The sequence below is a fragment of the Phycicoccus jejuensis genome, from assembly GCF_044797865.1.
Taxonomy (GTDB): Bacteria; Actinomycetota; Actinomycetes; order Actinomycetales; family Dermatophilaceae; genus Phycicoccus; species Phycicoccus jejuensis.
Genome location: NZ_CP085209.1, coordinates 1,012,454 through 1,030,097 on the forward strand (window position 1 = coordinate 1,012,454; position 17,644 = coordinate 1,030,097).

Consider the following 17,644-nt stretch of genomic DNA (forward strand, 5'->3'; position numbering starts at 1 on the left):
AAGCGGACGACTCGCCGAGGCTGACCTGCGGTGTTGAGGGTTTGTCGAGATGAGACCGAACCGAGACCCCATCCGCCCCACCGGGCACCGGCGCACCCGCCGCCTCAGGCGTGAGGGGGAGGCCGGAGCCCGCCCTGCGGGGGAGCCGCGGACCTCGGCCTGCGGGTAGACCGGAGGAGGGCAGCACGCCCGCGCCACCCGACCCGAGGGGAACCCGATGACCAGCACCCGACGACTCCACCGCCTTCGCGCCGGCCTCGCCCTCGGCGCGGTCGGCGCCCTGACCGCCACCGGCGCCGCCCAGGCCGCCCCCGCCCCGGCCGCGACGGAGGCCTCGCGGGTGGCTGCGGTGACGGCCGACGACCGGGCCGCCGCCCGCGCGCGCCTCGACGACCGCCTCGAGGAGCTGACGGCCGCCGGGGCCGTGGGCGCCGTCGCCCACAGCCGCGGCGCCACCGGGCGCGCCTGGAACGGGTCGGCCGGCGTCCGCACCATCGACGCCGCGCGCCCGGCCCGGCCCGGCGACACCGCGCGCGTCGCGAGCGTCACCAAGGCGATGGTCGCCGTCCTCGCGCTGCAGGAGGTCGACCGCCAGCGGTGGACGCTCGAGACGACCGTCGACGACGTCTGGCCGGGGCTGCTGCCCGGCCACGGTGACGTCACCCTCGAGCAGCTGCTCTCGCACCGCAGCGGCCTGCCCGACTACCTCGTGCCGCTCCTCGGCGACGCGCAGACCGGCACCGAGCTCGTCGACGTCCTCACCCGGGACCGCACCGACCGGCAGCTCGTGCGGGCCGGGCTCTCCCAGCCCTGGCTGTTCGAGCCCGGCACGTCCTTCTCGTACTCCAACACCAACTACGTCGTCGTCGGGCTCATGCTGCAGCGCGCGACGCACCGCTCGGTCGCCTCGCTCCTCCAGCAGCGCGTCTTCCGCCCGGCCGGGATGCGCGACGCCCGCTTCCCGACCACCGGACGGACCTTCGCCGGGCCGGCGCACCTCGGCGACTACGCCGTGCTCGAGCGGCCCTACCTGCTCGACGGCACGAGCTCGAGCGTCTTCTCGTCGGCGGGCGCGGTCGTCGCGAGCGCCGCGGACATCGGGTCCTTCTACCGCTCCCTCATGGCGGGCCGGCTCGTCTCGAAGCGCTCGCTGGCGCAGATGCTCACCCCAGGCACCACCGGGCCGCTCGCCTACGGCCTCGGCGTCTACCGCGCGACCGACCCCTGCCCGGACGCCTCCGGGCAGCCCGGCACCCTCTACGGCCACGACGGCGCCTCGTTCGGCACCATCACGCTCGTCTTCACCTCCGCCGACGGCACCCGCCAGGCGAGCGTCGCCTTCGGAGGACGGCAGTACACCGCCGACGCACCGACCCTCCCGGCGGCCAACCAGGTCCTCGTCGACGCCCTCGTCTCGACCTGCCCCCGGCCCGTGCCGCCGGCGGCGGCGCAGCGCAGCCTCGTGGAGCTCGACCGGCTCTCGGCCGGCCTCGACACCCGGGCCGAGGCCCTGCCCGAGGCGCTCACGGCTCGCTGAGGGCGGCTCCCCGCGGGGCGCCTGCCGGCTCAGGACCGGCGGGCGCCCTGCGAGGGCAGCGGCTCGAGCTCGACGCCGTCGGCGCGCTCGTCGTGCGGCCGCGGCTCCGGGATGCCCCGCCGCAGCCGGCGCCCCGCGCGGACCCGCTCGTCGAGCTTCTCCTTGGCCTTCTCCGCGCCCGAGGCGTCCTTGAGCGGCAGCTGGATTGTGTGCTCCGCCTTGATGCCCGCCTCGAGCTCGCGGACCCGCTCGAGCTCGGCGTCGACCTCGGCACCGAAGAGCAGCGCGAGGTTGGTGATCCACAGCCAGAGGAGGAAGACGATGATGCCGGCGAGCGAGCCGTAGGTCTTCGCGTAGGAGCCGAACGTCGTCACGTAGAACCCGAACCCGACCGAGGCGAGGACCCAGACGCCGATGGCGACCGCGGCCCCGACGGAGACCCAGCGGAAGCGCGGCTGGCGCACGTTGGGCGTCCAGTAGTAGAGCACCGCGACCATGACGACGACGACACCGAGCATCACCGGCCACTTGGCGACGGCGAAGACGGTGACGGTGGCCGCCTGCAGCCCGATCCGGCTGCCCACGACGTCGGCCAGCGGGCCGCTGACGACGAGCCCGACGAGCACGAGGCCCGCCATCACGACGAGGCCGAGGGTGATGAGGACCTGCTGCGGCCGCAGCTTCCACACCGGACGCCCCTCGGGCACCTCGTAGACGCGGTTGAGGGCCCGGCCGAACGCGCCGACGTAGCCCGAGGCGGAGAAGAGGGCGGTGCCGATGCCGAGGACCAGCGCGAACCCGGCGCCGCTCGCGCCGATCATCGAGCGGATGGGCTCCTCGAGCTGGTCGGCCGCGTCGCCCTGACCGAGCTGACGCACGATGTCGAGCAGCTGCTGGGTCGTCGACTCACCCTGCCCGAACACGCCGAGCAGCGAGACGAGCGCGAGGATCGCGGGGAAGATCGCCAGCACCGAGTAGTACGTGAGGGCGGCGGCGAGGTCGGTGCACTGGTCGCGCTGGAACTCCGCGAACGCGTTCTTGGCGGTCCGGCGCCATCCGCGGGGGCTGACGTCGGTGGGCGAGTCCGGCGTGCGGTCGCGGCCGGCCCCGGGCTCGCGCCGCCGGTCGGCGGGTGCGTCGGTGGCCATGGTCGTCCTCCGGGGGTGCGGGGGTGCCCGGCGGGGCACGGCGGTCCCTCCCAACCTAGCCGGGGCCACCCGCATCGGCGCTGGTGAGGGCGCCTCGATGCCCCGTGCCGCCACGGGGCGGCGTGCGAGGTGCGAGACTGCCCGGATGACGAGCGACGGAGGACGACCCGTGCCGCGCCGGCCGGTGCGCTTCGGCCCGGACGCCCTCGAGGCCCACGGTGGGACCCTGCCCGGCCCCGCCGAGACCACCGAGATGGCGCACCAGACGGCGGCCATCCTCGTCGGCGCGGGACGCGCGGCCCACGACCCGCAGGTCACCTCGCGCCTCGTCTCGCTCGTCGACGACCTCGGCCTCTCGACCGTCGCGGACCTGTGGTCCTCACGGCCGGGGCGCTCGCTGCCCGGCGCGCTGTGGCGGCTCTACGCGCTGCGCGAGTGGGTGCGGCGCAGCCCGGAGGCCGCCAGCCGCGAGTACGCGGCGGGCATCCGGTTCACCGACGTCGCGCACGTCGTCGCGGGCATCGCCGAGCCGCCCGAGCCCGCCGAGCTGATGCGCGTCGCCGACCAGATCCTCGCCGGCGTCTTCGAGGGCGACCTCGCCGTGGCGCTGGAACGGGCGTCGGCGTTCTGCGCGGTCATCGCCGCCGGGCGCGCCGAGCTCGCCCACGACCACGACGTCCTCGACCCCCTCTCGGCCACCGACCTCACGCGCAGCGGCGCCGCGCTGCTCGCGACCGGTGAGGACCTGCGGGCCAGCGCGCGGCTCTGGCGCACCGGCGAGCTCGACTGAGAGCCCTCCGGCCCGTCCGGCGGTCCCGTCGACGGATCCGTCCCCGCATCGGGAACATCCCCGGCCGGGGCACGCGTTATGGTCTTCCGTGGGTGCCGGGCCGCGGCAGCCCCGGGTCCCAACATCAGCCGCTACGAGCGGCCACGCGCCGTGAGGCGCTCCCGGTCCGGCATCCACCTCATCGCCCCGCGGCCGTCTTGGACGCCGCGCCCGTTCGTCCGGTCGGCGTCCTGCCGTCATGCGGTGTTTACCCCTACGGTGACGACATGCGACCGGACGACCCGCTGACCGACGACGCGCTCCAGGAGGAGATCGAGCTCGTCGGAGCGCTCGTGCTCGAGGCCTCGGCCAGCGACGGCCCCATGGACCAGGAGCACATCGACGCCGTCCTCGGGGTCGGGGAGGGCGACGCACCGGCGGAGCCCGACGCCGACGGGGACGACGCGACCGCGGAGGATGCGGGGTCCTGACGCGGGGTGTCGTGCGGGGGCCTAGCCTGTACCCGAGCACCAGGCCGTTCCCCGGGAGACCTTCATCGTGGGCTTTCGCCGCACCCCGTCCGACCCCTCCTTCTTCGCGCTGTTCGCCGACTCGGCCCGACAGCTCGTCGAGGGCGCGGGGGCGCTGACCGCGCTCCTCGGGGCGGACGCCGACGAGCGCGAGGCCATCCTCAAGCAGATGCACGAGATCGAGGCCGCGGCCGACGACGCGACGCGCGCGATCGTCCGCAAGGTCGGCGGCTCGTTCGTCACGCCGTTCGACCGCTCCGACATCCACGCCCTCGCGGTCGCCCTCGACCAGTGCGTCGACCTCATGGAGGCTGCGGTCGACCTCATCGTCCTCTACCGCGTCGACGAGCTGATGCCGCGCGTGGCCAAGCAGGTCGAGGTGATCCAGCGGATGGCGGAGCTGACGGCCGACGCGATGCCCCGGCTGCGCTCGCTCAAGGAGATGGACGCCTACTGGGTGGAGATCAACCGGCTCGAGAACCGGGCGAACAAGCAGTACCGCCGGATGCTCGCCGACCTCTTCAACGCCAAGAAGGCCGACCCCCTGACGGTCATGAAGCACAAGGACATCATCGACGCGCTCGAGGCCACCGCGAACGGCTTCGAGCACGTGGCGATGACCGTCGAGGCGATCGCCGTCCGGGAGTCCTGACCGGTCGTGGAGTGGTGGCCCGCGGCCCTCGTCGTCGTCCTCGCGATGGGCTTCACGTACACGAACGGCTTCCACGACTCGGCGAACGCCATCGCGACCTCGGTCTCGACGCGGGCGCTGACGCCCCGCATCGCGCTCGCGCTGGCGGCCGTGATGAACCTCGCCGGCGGGTTCGTCGGCGTGCGCGTGGCCGAGACCGTCGGCGGCGACATCGTCTCGGTGCCGACCGGGCCCACGGGGATCGTCCTGTGCGTCGGCGCGCTGCTCGGGGCGACCGGCTGGAACCTGCTCACCTGGTGGCGGGGGCTGCCGTCGTCGTCGACGCACGCGCTGATCGGCGGCCTCGGCGGGGCGGCGCTCGCGGCCGGGGCGACCGTCAAGTGGGACAGCATCCTCGACAAGGTGCTCGTGCCGATGCTCGTCTCGCCGGTCGTGGGGCTGGCCGGCGGGTTCGTGCTGATGACGCTCATCCTGTGGGTCTTCCGGGGGGCGCGGCCGGGGCCGGCGGTGCGCGGCTTCCGGTACGCGCAGACGGTGTCGGCGGCGGCGATGGCGTTCGGCCACGGGATGCAGGACGCCTCGAAGACCGCCGGTGTCGTCGTGCTCGCGCTCGTGGCCGGGGGGCACCGGGGGGCCGACGACGCGTCGGTGCCGTGGTGGGTGCTCGCGCTGTCGGCGGTGGTGCTCTCGCTCGGGACGTACGCCGGTGGGTGGCGGATCATCCGCACGCTGGGGCGCGGGATCATCCACCTCGACCCGCCGCAGGGGTTCGCGGCCGAGGCGTCGGCGGCATCCGTGCTGTGGGTCGCGACGATGACCGGGGCGCCGGTCTCGACGACGCACGCCATCACGGCGGCGATCACGGGGGCCGGGGCGACGCGCTCGGCCAAGGCGGTGCGGTGGGGCGTGGCGCGCTCCATCGTCATCGGCTGGCTGCTGACCTTCCCCGGCGCCGGCCTCGCGGCCGCCCTCGTCTACGCCGCCCTCTCCCCCCTCACCTGACCCCGCCTCTCCCCGTTCACGCCGACTTATTGCTCATCCGCCACCTCTCAGGCCTGGATTTGGGCCCTCCGAGGTGGTGGATGGGCAATGAGTCGGGTCGAGCGGGGCGTCCACAGGGTCGGCGCAGGGTGCGCGTCGTCCACAGATGCCGCCGTGGGGGTGCCGCTCGTCCGCGCTCGGGCCGATGGTGGCGCCCATGGCGAACCTCCCGACCTGCTTCACGCGGGCCGAGGCGCTCGCGGACGGATGGTCCGCGCGGCGCCTCGATGCCGCGGTGCTCGGTGGTCGTCTCGAACGGATCGTGCCCGGGTTGTACGCGGACGCCGACGCGTGGTCGACGATGCCGCCGTGGGACCGCCATCGGGCCATCGCCCGCACGGCGAGCCGGACCACCCCCGACGCGATCATCAGCCACGCGAGCGCGGCCGCGCTCCTCGGTCTGCCGATGCCGCCGCACCCGCCGCAGCTGGCCACCCTCACGCTGCTGGACGACTCCCGGACGTCGCGAGAGGACTCCTGGCGCCGGTTCCATCGTGGTGCAACGCCACCGTCGCACGTGTGGATCAGGAAGGGGACGCCGTTCCTCGATCCCGCGCGGACGGTCGTCGACTGCCTGCGGGACATGCGGCCCGGCGATGCGCTCGCCGTCGTCGATGCGGCGCTGCGTCGGGGACTGGTGACATCCGCCGGGTTGGCGGCGATGCGGGAGCACCAGCGCCGCTGGCCGGGCATCGCGGTCGCGGACCTGCTGCTCGCGCTGGCCGACGGCCGGCGCGAGAGCTGGCTGGAGTCGGTGAGCGCGTACGTCTTCGCCTCGTGGGAGGCCCCACCGGGCGTGCCGCAGGTGGTCGTGCGCGACGAGCACGGCCGCTTCGTCGCCCGTGTGGACGTGGGGTGGGAGGGGCTCGGCGTGGTGGGGGAGGCCGACGGCCGGGGGAAGTACCTGCTGGACGCACCGCCCGACGTTGGGCAGGAGGAGGCTGCCGCGCGCAAGGTCGTCGCCCAGGGTGTGCGGGAGTCGCGCCTAAGGGACCTCGGCCTCGAGGTGCTCCGGTGGGAGACCGCGGACGTCCTCGGCCGCCAGGAGGAGTTCCGGGAGCGGTGGGAGTCAGCGCTGGGACGAGCCCGCCCGGACGTCGTCACGGCGCGGTTCGAGTGCTCCTGCTGCGCCCGTCCCCCCACTGATTGCGCATCCGCCACCCGGACGGACCGTTTCCGGGGGTCCTGAGGTGGCGGATGGGCAATAAGTCGGGTCGAGGGTCAGCCGAAGCGGCCGCTGATGTAGTCCTCGGTCGCCTTCTCGGTCGGGTTGGAGAAGATGCGCTGGGTGTCGCCGACCTCGACGAGGCGCCCGGGCTCGCCGGTGGCCTTGAGGTTGAAGAACGCCGTCTGGTCCGAGACGCGGGCCGCCTGCTGCATGTTGTGCGTGACGATGACGATCGTGTAGTCGGACTTCAGCTCGTTGATGAGGTCCTCGATGGCCAGCGTCGAGATCGGGTCGAGCGCCGAGCACGGCTCGTCCATGAGGAGCACCTGCGGGTTCACGGCGATGGCGCGTGCGATGCACAGCCGCTGCTGCTGCCCGCCCGAGAGGCCGGCGCCGGGCTTGTCGAGGCGGTCCTTGACCTCGTTCCAGAGGTTCGCGCCCTTGAGCGAGGTCTCGACGACCTCGTCGAGCTTCTTCTTGTTCTTCAGCCCGTTGAGCTTCAGCCCGGCGGCGACGTTGTCGCGGATGGACATCGTCGGGAACGGGTTCGGCCGCTGGAACACCATCCCGACCGTCCGGCGCACCGCCACGGGGTCCATCGACGAGGCGTACAGGTCCTGGTCGTCGAGCATGACCGAGCCGTCGACGCGGCCGCCGGGGATCACCTCGTGCATCCGGTTGAGGGTGCGCAGCACGGTCGACTTGCCGCAGCCGGACGGGCCGATGAAGGCGGTGACGGAGCGGGGCTCCACGGTCATCGTCACGCCCTCGACGGCCTTGAAGTCGCCGTAGTAGATGTCGAGGTCCTTGACGTCGATGCGCTTGGCCATGGGTGCGGTGTCTCTTTCCGGAGGTGGTCGTCGGGGACGTCGGGGGTCAGCTCTTGACCTTGCTGAAGCGGCCGACGAAGCGGCCCAGCAGGTTGAGCAGGAAGACGAGGAGGATGAGGGTGAGCGAGGCGCCCCAGACCCGGTCCAGGGCCGGCTGGAGGGCCTCGGTGCGGTCCTGGTTGATCATCGTCGGCAGGGTCGCCATGAGGCCGCCGAACAGGTCGGTCGCGATGACCTTCGTGTACGGGCCGAGGATGATGAGCGGCGCCGTCTCGCCCATGACGCGGGCGAGGCCCAGCAGGATGCCGGTGACGATGCCCGAGAACGCCGTCGGGACGACGACCTTCATGATCGTCTTCCACTTCGGCACGCCGAGCGCGTACGACGCCTCGCGCAGCTCGTTGGGGACGAGCTTGAGCATCTCCTCGGTCGAGCGCACGACCGTTGGGATCATGAGCAGGGTCAGCGCGAGCGTCACCGCGAAGGCGACCCGCTGGAAGCCGAACGTCGTCACCCAGAGCGCGTAGACGAACAGCGCCGCGACGATCGAGGGGATGCCGGTGAGGATGTCGACCATGAACGACACGACCCGGGCCAGCCGGCCACGGCCGTACTCGACGAGGTAGACCGCGGTCAGCACGCCGACGGGCACCGACATCACGGCGGTGACGACGGCCTGGATGAGCGTGCCCTGGATGGCGTGGACGGCGCCGCCGCCCTCGCGCCGCGAGGTGATGCCGGCCTGGCTGTTGGTCCACCACTGCGCCTCGAGCAGCATGTGGCCGCCCTTGACGAGCGTCGAGCCGAGGATCCAGACCAGCGGCACGACGGCGATGGCGAAGGCCAGCCACATGACGACCTTCGCGAGGAGGTCCTTCGCGGCGCGGCCGCCGGACTTCTCGCCGAGGCCGCGGGTCGGGGAGGACCCGGTGCCGGGGGGCGTCGTGGGGGTGGTGGTGTCGAGCTGGGCGGTGCTCATTCGGAGAAGGCCTTCCTGCGCTCGATGACGATGCGGGCGGCGGCGTTGACGAGGAACGTCACGACGAAGAGCACGAGGCCGGCGGCGATGTACGCACCGGTCTTCTGCGGGGTGTCGAACTCGCTCGCGCCGCCGGCGATCTTCGAGGCGAAGGTGGAGCCGCCGTTGAAGATCGAGAAGCTCCACTCCTTCGTCGGGCTGAGGGTCGACAGGAGGATGAGGACGGCGAGGGTCTCACCGAGCGCACGACCGAGGCCGAGCATCGCCGCGCTGATGATGCCGGGCTTGCCGTAGGGCAGCACCGCGACGCGGATCATCTCCCACTTCGTCGCGCCGAGGGCGAGCGCGCCCTCCTTGTGCGTCGTCGGCACCTGCGCGAAGACCTCGCGGGAGATGGCCGTGACGATCGGCAGGATCATGATCGCGAGGATGACGCCGGCGAAGGCGAGGGTGCTCTTCGCGCTGACGTTCTGGTCGGACAGGAACGGGATCCAGCCGAGCGCGCCCTGGAGGAGGCCCGCGACCGGCTCGAAGTACTGGCCCGCGATGTTGAGCCCCCAGAAGCCGTAGACGATCGAGGGGACCGCGGCGAGGAGGTCGACGGTGGCCGCCGCCGGGCGGGAGAGCCAGCGCGGCGCGTACTGCGTGATGAAGAGGGCCACGGCGACGCCGAGCGGCACCGCGATGACCATCGCGATGACCGAGGTGACGAGGGTGCCCCAGGCGAGGTCGGCGATGCCGAAGCGCGGGTTCGCGCCGCTCGGGCTCCACTCGCGCGAGAGGAGGAAGTTGGCGTCGTTGTTCATGAGCGACGGCACGGCCTGCACGAGCAGGAAGACGCCGACGAGCGTCACGATCGCGACGACGAGCAGGCCCGAGCCGGTGGCGAGACCGCCGAAGATGCGGTCGCCCAGCCGGCCGGTGGAGGCGCGGTCGGCGTCGTGCGGGTCGTCGTCGATCGTCGAGCGGCCGGTGATGGAGGTCGTCACGTGGTCCTCGGTCTCGGTGGGGGTGGTGGTCGTGCCAGAGGGCGGGCCGGTGGTTCCGGCCCGCCCCCGTGGCGGGTGGTCGGGGCGGCGAGACGCTCCGACCGGGTGGCGCCGCGGGCGCCGGTGGGTCAGGAGATCGCCGCGATGGCGGTCTGGACCTTCTCCTCGATGGAGGACGGGAGCGGCGCGTAGCCGATCTCCTCGAGGCCCTTCTGGACCTCCGGGTCCGCGAAGTGCGTGAGGAAGCCCTTGACCTTGGTGGCGGTCGCCGCGTCCTTGTACTTGGAGCAGACGATCTCGTAGGTGACGAGGAGGATCGGGTAGGCGCCGGCCTCCTTGGTCGCGTAGTCGAGCTTGAGGCGCAGGTCGTTGCCCTCGCCGTCGTTGGCCGCGGCCTCGAGGGCCTTGCCGACCGACTCGCCGGTCAGCTCGACGGCGCCGCCGCCGTTGTCGACCTTCGCGACACCGAGGTCGTTGTCCTTGGCGTAGCTCCACTCGACGTAGGTGATGCCGCCCTCGGTGGACTTGACGCCCTCGGCGACACCGGCGGACTTCTCCTTGCCCTCACCGGAGGCGGGCCACACCTTGGCCGGGTCGTAGCTCCACGCGTCGCCGGCCGCACCCGAGAGGTACTTCATGAAGTTCTCGGTGGTGCCCGACTCGTCCGAGCGGAAGAAGACCTTGATGTCGGTCGCGGGGAGGGTGACGCCGGAGTTGATCGCGGCGATCTTGGCGTCGTTCCACTTCGTGATCTTGCCGTCGAAGATCTGCGCGGCGACGTCCGGGGTGAGCGTCAGCGAGTCGACGCCGGGGACGTTGTACGCCAGCGCGATCGGGCCGGTGACCATGGGGATGTTCCAGGCGGGGGAGCCGCAGGTCTGGGCGGCCGCGTCCGTCTCGACGACGCCGTCCTTCTCCTCGGTCTTGAGCGCCGAGTCGGAGCCGGCGAAGTCGACCTGGCCGGCGATGAACTGCTTGATGCCCGCACCCGATCCGGTCGGGTTGTAGTTGACGGTGGCGCCGGAGCAGGCCTCCGAGTAGGACGCGGCGGCCTCCTCGAAGGCGTTCTTCTGCGCGGAGGAGCCCTCGGCGTTCAGGGTGCCGTCGAAGCAGTCGGCGGACGCGGAGGAGGCAGCGGAGCTCGAGCCGGAGCCGGCGGTCGCGCCGGGGCCCGAGTTGTTGTCCGAACCACAGCCGGCGAGAGCGATGGAACCGACCAGGGCGAGGCTCGCGAGCTGGCCGAAGCGGCGGGTCTTCACAGGTGTACCTCTCGGAGGTCAAGGGGAGTCGTGGAGCCGGACACCGATGTCCGACGCTGAGGACGGTAGGGACGCCGGGTGACGCCGCGGCCCGTCACCGGTGAACGGGGCGTGAACAGCACCCGAGCATCGGCCGACGGGACGGTCAGGTCCCGGGGACGGGTGCGTGTCGCGACGGGCGCTCCCGCGTCCCGCCGTCCTCCCGAACGTGTGTGGAGAACGTCGGCATGCCGACGTTCTCCACACACGTCCGGGAGGGAGCGGGTGGGGCCCTCGTGTCAGGGGAGGTGGCGCTCGACGGCGACGACGCGGGCGGCCGGGCCGGTGCCGGCGATGTGGAGGACGAGGGCCTCGCCCTTGACGAGCTTCGCGTCGGCCGCGGCCGCCAGCAGCGCCCGGTCGGCGGCGGGGGCCGTGGCCGCGAGCGGCGCCAGCACCTCGAGCAGGGCCGGGAGCACCGGGCCGTGCGAGCAGAGCACCGCCGGCCGGCCGGCCTCGAGCAGCCGCAGGACGCGGCGGGGCGCCTTCGTGGCGTCCTCCTCGAACCCCTCCTCCGACAGCCCGCCGCGGGTGCGGACGGTCAGCCCGGCGGAGTCCGCGAAGGGCGCGACGGTCGCGACGCAGCGCACCGACGGCGAGCTGATGACCCGCCGTGGGGCGTACGCCGCGAGCACGCCGACGAGCGCTGACGCGCGCGCCACCCCGGCGGCGTCGAGCGGGCGCAACCTGTCGTCGCCGCCGGACCACGCCCCGCGCGCGACGGCGTGGGCGTGCCGGACGACGACGAGCGGCCAGGTGTCGAGCGAGCCGGCCTGGTGGTGGCGGACGAGGGCGCGCAGCTGCTCGCGGTCGCGGGCGTAGTCGAGCCGGTCGTGGGCCGCGCGGGGGTCGAGCCACGCGACGTCGTCGATCTCGTTGACCAGCTCGCCGGTGCCCCCGACCACGCGCGCCGCCCAGTAGCGCACCACCTTGTCGGCGGGCCGGCCGTCCTTGCCGAGCATCGTGTAGCGGGCCTCGGGCAACGGCACGCCGAGGCGCACCTGCAGCCCGGTCTCCTCCTCGGTCTCCCGGGCGGCGGCGGGCGCCCACTCCTCGCCCGGGTCGAGCTTGCCCTTGGCCCAGGCCCAGTCGTCGTAGCGCGGCCGGTGCACGAGGGCCACCTGGAGCGCGTGGCCGCGCACCCTCCAGGGAAGGGTGCCGGCGGCCGGGATCGTCGTCGGCACGGTCGGGCCGCTCAGCGCCGGCGGGCCTTGCGGCGGCGCTTGGCGTGCATCTCGACCAGCGCGGTCTGGAGGTCCTCCAGCGGCTGGCCCTCGTCGTCGAGGTGGCGGCGGGTCCATCGACCGTCCGGGCCGAGGGCCCAGTGCGAGTACCGCTGCGAGGCACCGCGCTCCATGAGTGAGCGCAGGTCCTGGACGTGCCGCGGGTCGGTGAGCCGGACGAGCGCCTCGACGCGGCGGTCGAGGTTGCGGTGCATCATGTCGGCGCTGCCGATGTAGACGAGCGGGTCGCCGCCGCCGCCGAAGTAGAAGATGCGCGAGTGCTCGAGGAAGCGCCCGAGCACCGAGCGCACCTCGATCGTCTCGGACAGGCCCGGTACCCCCGGCCGCAGCGCGCAGATGCCGCGGACCCACAGCTGCACCCGCACGCCGGCCTGCGAGGCGCGGTAGAGGGCGTCGATGACCTGCTCGTCGACGATGGAGTTGACCTTGAGGCCGATGTAGCCGCTGCCGGGCTCGGCGCGCTCGTGCTCGATCTCCTGGTGCACGTGCGCGACGAGGCCGGAGCGGACCGAGCGCGGCGCGACGAGGAGGCGGCGGAACTTGCTGCGCGGGGCGATGCCCGACAGCTGGTTGAACAGGCGGCTGAGGTCCTCGCCCACCTGCTCGTCATCGGTCAGTAGCCCGAGGTCCTCGTAGAGGCGCGCGGTCTTCGGGTTGTAGTTGCCGGTGCCGACGTGGCAGTAGCGGCGCATCCCCTCCGCTTCCTGGCGGATGACGAGGCAGAGCTTGGCGTGGGTCTTGAGGCCGACGATGCCGTAGACGACGTGGACCCCGGCGTGCTCGAGCTTGCGGGCCCAGGAGATGTTGTTCTCCTCGTCGAAGCGGGCCTTGATCTCGACGACCGCGAGCACCTGCTTGCCGGCCTCGGCGGCGTCGATGAGGGCGTCGATGATCGGGGAGTCGCCGCTCGTCCGGTAGAGGGTCTGCTTGATCGCGAGGACCTTCGGGTCGGCCGCGGCCTGCTCGAGGAGCGCCTGCACCGAGGTCGAGAACGAGTCGTACGGGTGCTGGAGCAGCACGTCCTGCTTGCGGATGGACGCGAAGATGTCGCGCGCCTTGGCCGACTCGGTCGGGGCGAGGTCGGCGTTGGTGCGCGGCACGAACGGCTCGAAGTGCAGCTCGGAGCGCTCGAGGTCGGCGATGACGTTGAGCGCGCGCAGGTCGAGCGGCGCCGGCAGCCGGTAGACCTCGGCGGCGTGGACGCCGAGCTCGCGGACGATGAGGTCGAGGACGTGGTCGTCGATGTCCTCCTCGACCTCGAGGCGCACCGGCGGCCCGAAGCGGCGCCGGGTCAGCTCGCGCTCGAGGGCGGTGAGGAGGTTCTCGTTGTCGTCCTCCTCGACCTCGAGGTCCTCGTTGCGGGTGACGCGGAAGGTGAAGTGCTCGCGGATCTCCATCCCCGGGAAGAGCTGGTCGAGGTGGGCGGCGATGACGTCCTCGAGCGGCACGAACCGGGTGTCGTACATGTCGGCCAGCGGTGACTGGTCCGGCCCGGGCTCGACGCGCACGAGGCGCGGCAGCATCGGCGGCACCTTGACGCGGGCGAAGTGCTCCTTGCCGGTGCGCGGGTTGACGAGGATGACCGCGAGGTTGAGCGACAGGCCGGAGATGTACGGGAACGGGTGCGCCGGGTCGACGGCCAGCGGCGTGAGGACGGGGAAGAGGCGCTGCGTGAAGACGTCACCGAGGCGCTCGCGCTCGTCGTCGGAGAGGGCGTCCCAGTGGACGATCGTCACGCCCTCGGACTCCAGCGCCGGGCGGACCTGCTCGGCGTAGACGCGGGCCTGCATCCCCATCAGCTCGTGCGCGACGAGGCTGATCTGCTCGAGCACCTCGCGCGGCTCGAGCCCGGAGGCCGACCGGACGGCGATGCCGGTGGCGATGCGCCGCTTGAGGCCGGCGACCCGGACCATGAAGAACTCGTCGAGGTTCGAGGCGAAGATCGCGAGGTAGCGGGCGCGCTCGAGCAGCGGCACGTTCTCGTCGCCGGCGAGCTGGAGGACGCGCTCGTTGAACTGGAGCCACGAGATCTCGCGGTCGAGGAAGCGGTCGGCCGGCAGGCCCTCGTCGTCGTCCGGCTCGGGGTGGTGCGCGCCGCGGACGAACCGGCCGTTGGCGCTGCGCGGCTGCTGCCGGGTCTCGGTGGCCGAGGCGCTCGCGATGGAGACCTCGCTGACGATCGCGCCCTCGGCCGACGCGTCGGCCGCGGCGTCGCGCGCCGTCCCGCCCTGCTCCTCGACGTCCACCGCCGTCTCGTCCGTCATGCGTCCATCCTGTCAGGTCCGCGCCCGGGCGGTCAGCCCGCTCGCGGCCGGTTCAGCGGATGGACACGCGCGCGACACGACCCTTGCCCCCGGCGGCCCAGCACGACCCGTCGGCGGTGCAGTCGACGGTGTGGAACCCGGTGTCGGAGAGCCGGTGCCAGGAGCGGCCCGCATCGAGGGTGACGCTGACGCCGCCGACGTCGCCGCTCTCGCCGACGGTCACCGCGCCGCGGCGCACACCGGGGAGCCAGGCGACGTCCTCGCCGAGGTGCTCGAGGTCGCCCGCCGAGGTCCAGCGCCGACCGTCGCGGCTCGTCGAGGTCGCATCGACGCCGTCGGCGGGGGCCGAGAAGTCGCCGCCGACCGCGAGACCGCCCACGCCGGGGCGCACCGCGAGGCCGAAGACCCCCGCGGCCTCACCGGCGGGGATGCGGGACTCGGTGGCCGTCCAGGTGCGACCGAGGTCACCCGAGCGGAAGACCCGTGAGCGCTCGCCGCCGCTGCCGAACCACGCCTCGTGGCCGGAGACGGTGAGGCACTCGCCGCTCGCGGAGAAGTTGGCCTCGCCGGTGCTGTCCGGCATCCCCGTGCTCGGCAGGACGTGCCACGAGCGGCCGCCGTCGGTGGTGCGCGCGATGCGGAAGCGGCCGTCCACCGGGTCGCTGACGGCGAGGCCGGTGCGCCCGCCGGGGAAGAACGCCAGGCAGTTGTAGAACGCCGCGGGCTCGGTGTTGCGGAAGGTCTCGGTCCACGTCCGGCCGTCGTCGCGGGTGCGGTAGATGCGTGAGGCCTCGCCCTCGCCGATGGCCAGCACGGTGACCGTGCCGCGGCCGGTGACCTCGACGTCGCGGAAGTTCAGGCCCTCGGTCTGCGGCGGGGAGACGTCCACCCACGTCCGGCCGCCGTCGTGGGTGCGCCAGACCCCGCCCGTGTCGCCGGACACGCTGCCGCCGGCGACCCAGGCGGTCCGGCGGTCGACGGCGTCGAGGCCGCGGAAGGACTGGTCGGCGTCGACGACGTGGGTCGAGGTCGTCAGGTGCGGTGCGTGGCGTCCGTCGGCGGTGCCCGCGTGAGCCGGCGCGGCGGCGACGAGGGAGGCCGCGAGCACGGCGGCGGAGGCGAGGGCGGCGGGCAGCGTTCGGCGCATGCCGGCACTCTTCCCCCGCCGGGTGGGTCGCGCCACCCGGGCAGCCGGCCCTCTCCGCGCGAGCAGCGCGCGCTACACCGCAGTAACTGCTGCTGTGACGACACGTACTGCGGCGTAGCCCGCGATGGAGGGTGCGCCGGGGTCAGCGGGGGACGGTGTACTGCACGTCGACCGCGGCGTCCTCGAAGCCGAGGCGCGCGTAGGTCCGGCGCGCGGCGGTGTTGTCGCCGTCGACGTAGAGCTCGACCTCGGCGAGGCCGCGCCGGGCGAGGTGGGCCGTGCCGAGGCGGGTCAGCGGACCGCCGAGGCCGTGGCCCTGCTCGGCCGGGTCCACCCCGACGACGTAGACCTCTCCTGATGTCGAGCCGGGCTCGACCTTGGTCCAGTGGAACGCCACGACCCGCCCGTCGCGCTCGACGAGGATGAACCCCGCGGCGTCGAACCAGTCCTGCTCCATCCGCTCGTGCAGGTCGGCCACGGTGAGCTGGCCCTGCTCGGGATGGCTCGCGAACGCCGCGGCGTTGAGCGCGACCCAGGCCTCGTCGTCGCGCCCGGGCTCGAAGGCGCGAGCGGTGTACCCGTCGGGGAGCTCGGGGTGGGCGGCGTCGTCGGAGGTCAGCGGCCGCGCCATCCGGAACAGCTCGCGGGTGCGCTCCAGCCCGGCGGACGTGGCGAGCGCGCCGGCGGCCGGCAGGTCGCCGTGCGCCCAGACCGACCGGGCGCCCTCGACGAGCGCGGCGTCGAGCAGCGCCCGGCCGTGGCCCGAGCGCCGGTGCGCCGGGTCGACGACCAGCTCGGCCACCGCGTCGTCGGTGCCGGCGGACGCGACCTGCGCGTACCCCACGACCTCGTCGCCGTCCGCGCGGACGAGGTGCACGACGCCGTCGCGCGCGGGCCCGACCGCGAGCCGGAACGCCTCCGAGACCGCGCCGACCCCGTCGGCCTCCTCGGCCCGCGCCCACAGCGCGCGCAGCCGTGCGGCGAGGTCGCCGTCGATCGCCTCCAGCCGGTCCGTCGACCCCACGTCAGCCCTCGACCTCCTCGAGCTCGTCGTCGACGGCCGCGGCCTCCGGGACGAAGCGGTAGCCCACGTTGCGCACGGTGCCGATGAGCAGCTCGTGCTCGGTGCCGAGCTTCGCGCGCAGCCGGCGGACGTGGACGTCGACGGTGCGCGTGCCGCCGAAGTAGTCGTAGCCCCAGACCTCCTGGAGCAGCTGCGAGCGCGTGTAGACGCGGCCCGGGTGCTGCGCGAGGTACTTGAGGAGCTCGAACTCCTTGTACGTGAGGTCGAGCAGCCGGCCGCGCAGGCGCACGGAGTACGTGGCCTCGTCGATGACGAGCGCGCCGGCGGTGATCGGGCCCGCCTCGTCGTCGGCGGTCTCGGCGCGGCGCCCGAGGGCGAGCCGCAGCCGGGCCTCGACCTCGGCGGGGCCGGCGGTGTCGAGGAGGACGTCGTCGACGCCCCACTCGCTCGTGAGCCCGGCGAGGCCGCCCTCCGTGACGACGGCGAACAGCGGCCCGGACACGCCGGTCGTCGTGAGGACGCGGCAGAGCGAGCGGGCCATCGCGAGCTCGCGGCGGGCGTCGACGAGGACGGCGTCCGCCTCCGGGGCGTCCACCAGCGCCGACGCCTCGGCCGGGAGGATGCGAACATGGTGGCTGAGCAGCCCGAGCGCCGGGAGCACCTCGGCCGCGGGGGCCAAGGTGTTCGTCAACAGCAGCAGGTGGGCCATCGCCCCACAGGATAGGCGGTCATGGACGCACGGCACGGGGCCACGGCTCCTCTTGGGACAGGCGCCTCCTCCACGGCGGTCGTCACGGTGCGCTACTGGGCCGGGGCCCGGGCCGCCGCGGGTGTCGACGGCGAGGACGTCGCCGCGCCCGCCACGGTGGGCGAGCTGACCACGGCTCTCGCGCAGGCCCGCCCGGCGCTCGCCGCCGTGCTGCCGGTCTGCTCCGTGCTCGTCGACGGGCTCGCCGCCTCCGGCGACGACCCGCTGCCGCCCGGGGCCACGGTCGAGGTGCTCCCGCCGTTCGCCGGTGGGTGA

At 73.5% G+C, this 17,644-nt stretch carries 17 protein-coding genes; 7 read left to right on the top strand and 10 right to left on the bottom strand.

Translation table 11 applies throughout. The annotated features are described in order from the left end of the window. Positions 1–217: 217 nt before the first annotated feature. A complete protein-coding gene (locus tag LG324_RS04770) occupies positions 218–1,537 on the top strand; it encodes a serine hydrolase domain-containing protein (RefSeq protein ID WP_404352249.1) in 1,320 nt (439 codons plus the stop codon). A gap of 29 nt (positions 1,538–1,566) precedes the next feature. Here the strand turns inward: LG324_RS04770 and LG324_RS04775 are convergent, their stop codons facing one another. After that, complete coding sequence (locus LG324_RS04775; protein WP_404352250.1) at positions 1,567–2,685, bottom strand: YihY/virulence factor BrkB family protein; 1,119 nt, start codon at positions 2,683–2,685, stop codon at positions 1,567–1,569. Positions 2,686–2,830: 145 nt separating this feature from the next. Here LG324_RS04775 and LG324_RS04780 point away from each other — a divergent pair, with 145 nt between their 5' ends. From LG324_RS04780 to LG324_RS04800, 5 genes are all read left to right on the top strand, one after another. Beyond that, positions 2,831–3,475: a hypothetical protein gene (locus tag LG324_RS04780; RefSeq protein ID WP_030528461.1), complete on the top strand. Its 645-nt coding sequence runs from the start codon at positions 2,831–2,833 to the stop codon at positions 3,473–3,475. Between the two features lie 266 nt (positions 3,476–3,741). Continuing rightward, the gene (locus LG324_RS04785) at positions 3,742–3,945 is read left to right on the top strand and encodes a hypothetical protein (RefSeq protein WP_404352251.1); all 204 of its coding nucleotides are present in this window, start codon (positions 3,742–3,744) and stop codon (positions 3,943–3,945) included. Positions 3,946–4,012: 67 nt separating this feature from the next. Further along, positions 4,013–4,636: a DUF47 domain-containing protein gene (locus LG324_RS04790; protein WP_030528463.1), complete on the top strand. Its 624-nt coding sequence runs from the start codon at positions 4,013–4,015 to the stop codon at positions 4,634–4,636. A 6-nt stretch (positions 4,637–4,642) separates the two neighbouring features. Beyond that, positions 4,643–5,638: an inorganic phosphate transporter gene (locus tag LG324_RS04795; RefSeq protein WP_030528464.1), complete on the top strand. Its 996-nt coding sequence runs from the start codon at positions 4,643–4,645 to the stop codon at positions 5,636–5,638. Between the two features lie 196 nt (positions 5,639–5,834). Continuing rightward, positions 5,835–6,866, top strand: a complete 1,032-nt coding sequence (locus LG324_RS04800) for a hypothetical protein (RefSeq protein WP_404352252.1) — start codon at positions 5,835–5,837, stop codon at positions 6,864–6,866. 32 nt (positions 6,867–6,898) lie between these two features. On the opposite strand, the gene pstB is transcribed toward LG324_RS04800, so the two are convergent. The 9 genes from pstB to LG324_RS04845 form a co-directional block, all read right to left on the bottom strand. After that, entirely contained in the window at positions 6,899–7,675 is a 777-nt protein-coding gene (gene pstB / locus LG324_RS04805) for a phosphate ABC transporter ATP-binding protein PstB (RefSeq protein WP_030528466.1), read from the bottom strand. Between the two features lie 46 nt (positions 7,676–7,721). Then, positions 7,722–8,654, bottom strand: coding sequence for a phosphate ABC transporter permease PstA (pstA, locus tag LG324_RS04810; RefSeq protein WP_404352254.1), 933 nt, complete (start codon positions 8,652–8,654; stop codon positions 7,722–7,724). Then, a complete protein-coding gene (gene pstC / locus LG324_RS04815; protein WP_207025019.1) occupies positions 8,651–9,643 on the bottom strand; it encodes a phosphate ABC transporter permease subunit PstC in 993 nt (330 codons plus the stop codon). Before pstC ends, pstA begins: the two co-directional genes overlap by 4 nt. 128 nt (positions 9,644–9,771) lie before the next feature. Further along, entirely contained in the window at positions 9,772–10,902 is a 1,131-nt protein-coding gene (gene pstS / locus LG324_RS04820; RefSeq protein WP_404352256.1) for a phosphate ABC transporter substrate-binding protein PstS, read from the bottom strand. A 278-nt stretch (positions 10,903–11,180) separates the two neighbouring features. After that, positions 11,181–12,125, bottom strand: a complete 945-nt coding sequence (locus tag LG324_RS04825; RefSeq protein WP_404352257.1) for an NUDIX domain-containing protein — start codon at positions 12,123–12,125, stop codon at positions 11,181–11,183. 11 nt (positions 12,126–12,136) lie between these two features. Next, positions 12,137–14,449 carry an RNA degradosome polyphosphate kinase gene (locus LG324_RS04830; protein ID WP_404352258.1) on the bottom strand — a complete coding sequence of 771 codons (2,313 nt, stop codon included), beginning with the start codon at positions 14,447–14,449 and terminating at the stop codon, positions 12,137–12,139. A 52-nt stretch (positions 14,450–14,501) separates the two neighbouring features. After that, entirely contained in the window at positions 14,502–15,596 is a 1,095-nt protein-coding gene (locus LG324_RS04835; RefSeq protein ID WP_404352259.1) for an oxidoreductase, read from the bottom strand. A 142-nt stretch (positions 15,597–15,738) separates the two neighbouring features. Beyond that, positions 15,739–16,620, bottom strand: coding sequence for a mycothiol synthase (gene mshD / locus LG324_RS04840; protein ID WP_404352260.1), 882 nt, complete (start codon positions 16,618–16,620; stop codon positions 15,739–15,741). Between the two features lies 1 nt (position 16,621). Further along, positions 16,622–17,329 (bottom strand): response regulator transcription factor, encoded by a 708-nt coding sequence (locus LG324_RS04845; protein WP_030528474.1) that lies wholly within the window; start codon positions 17,327–17,329, stop codon positions 16,622–16,624. A gap of 21 nt (positions 17,330–17,350) precedes the next feature. Between LG324_RS04845 and LG324_RS04850 the strand changes: the two genes are divergently transcribed. Beyond that, the gene (locus tag LG324_RS04850; RefSeq protein ID WP_404352261.1) at positions 17,351–17,644 is read left to right on the top strand and encodes a MoaD/ThiS family protein; all 294 of its coding nucleotides are present in this window, start codon (positions 17,351–17,353) and stop codon (positions 17,642–17,644) included.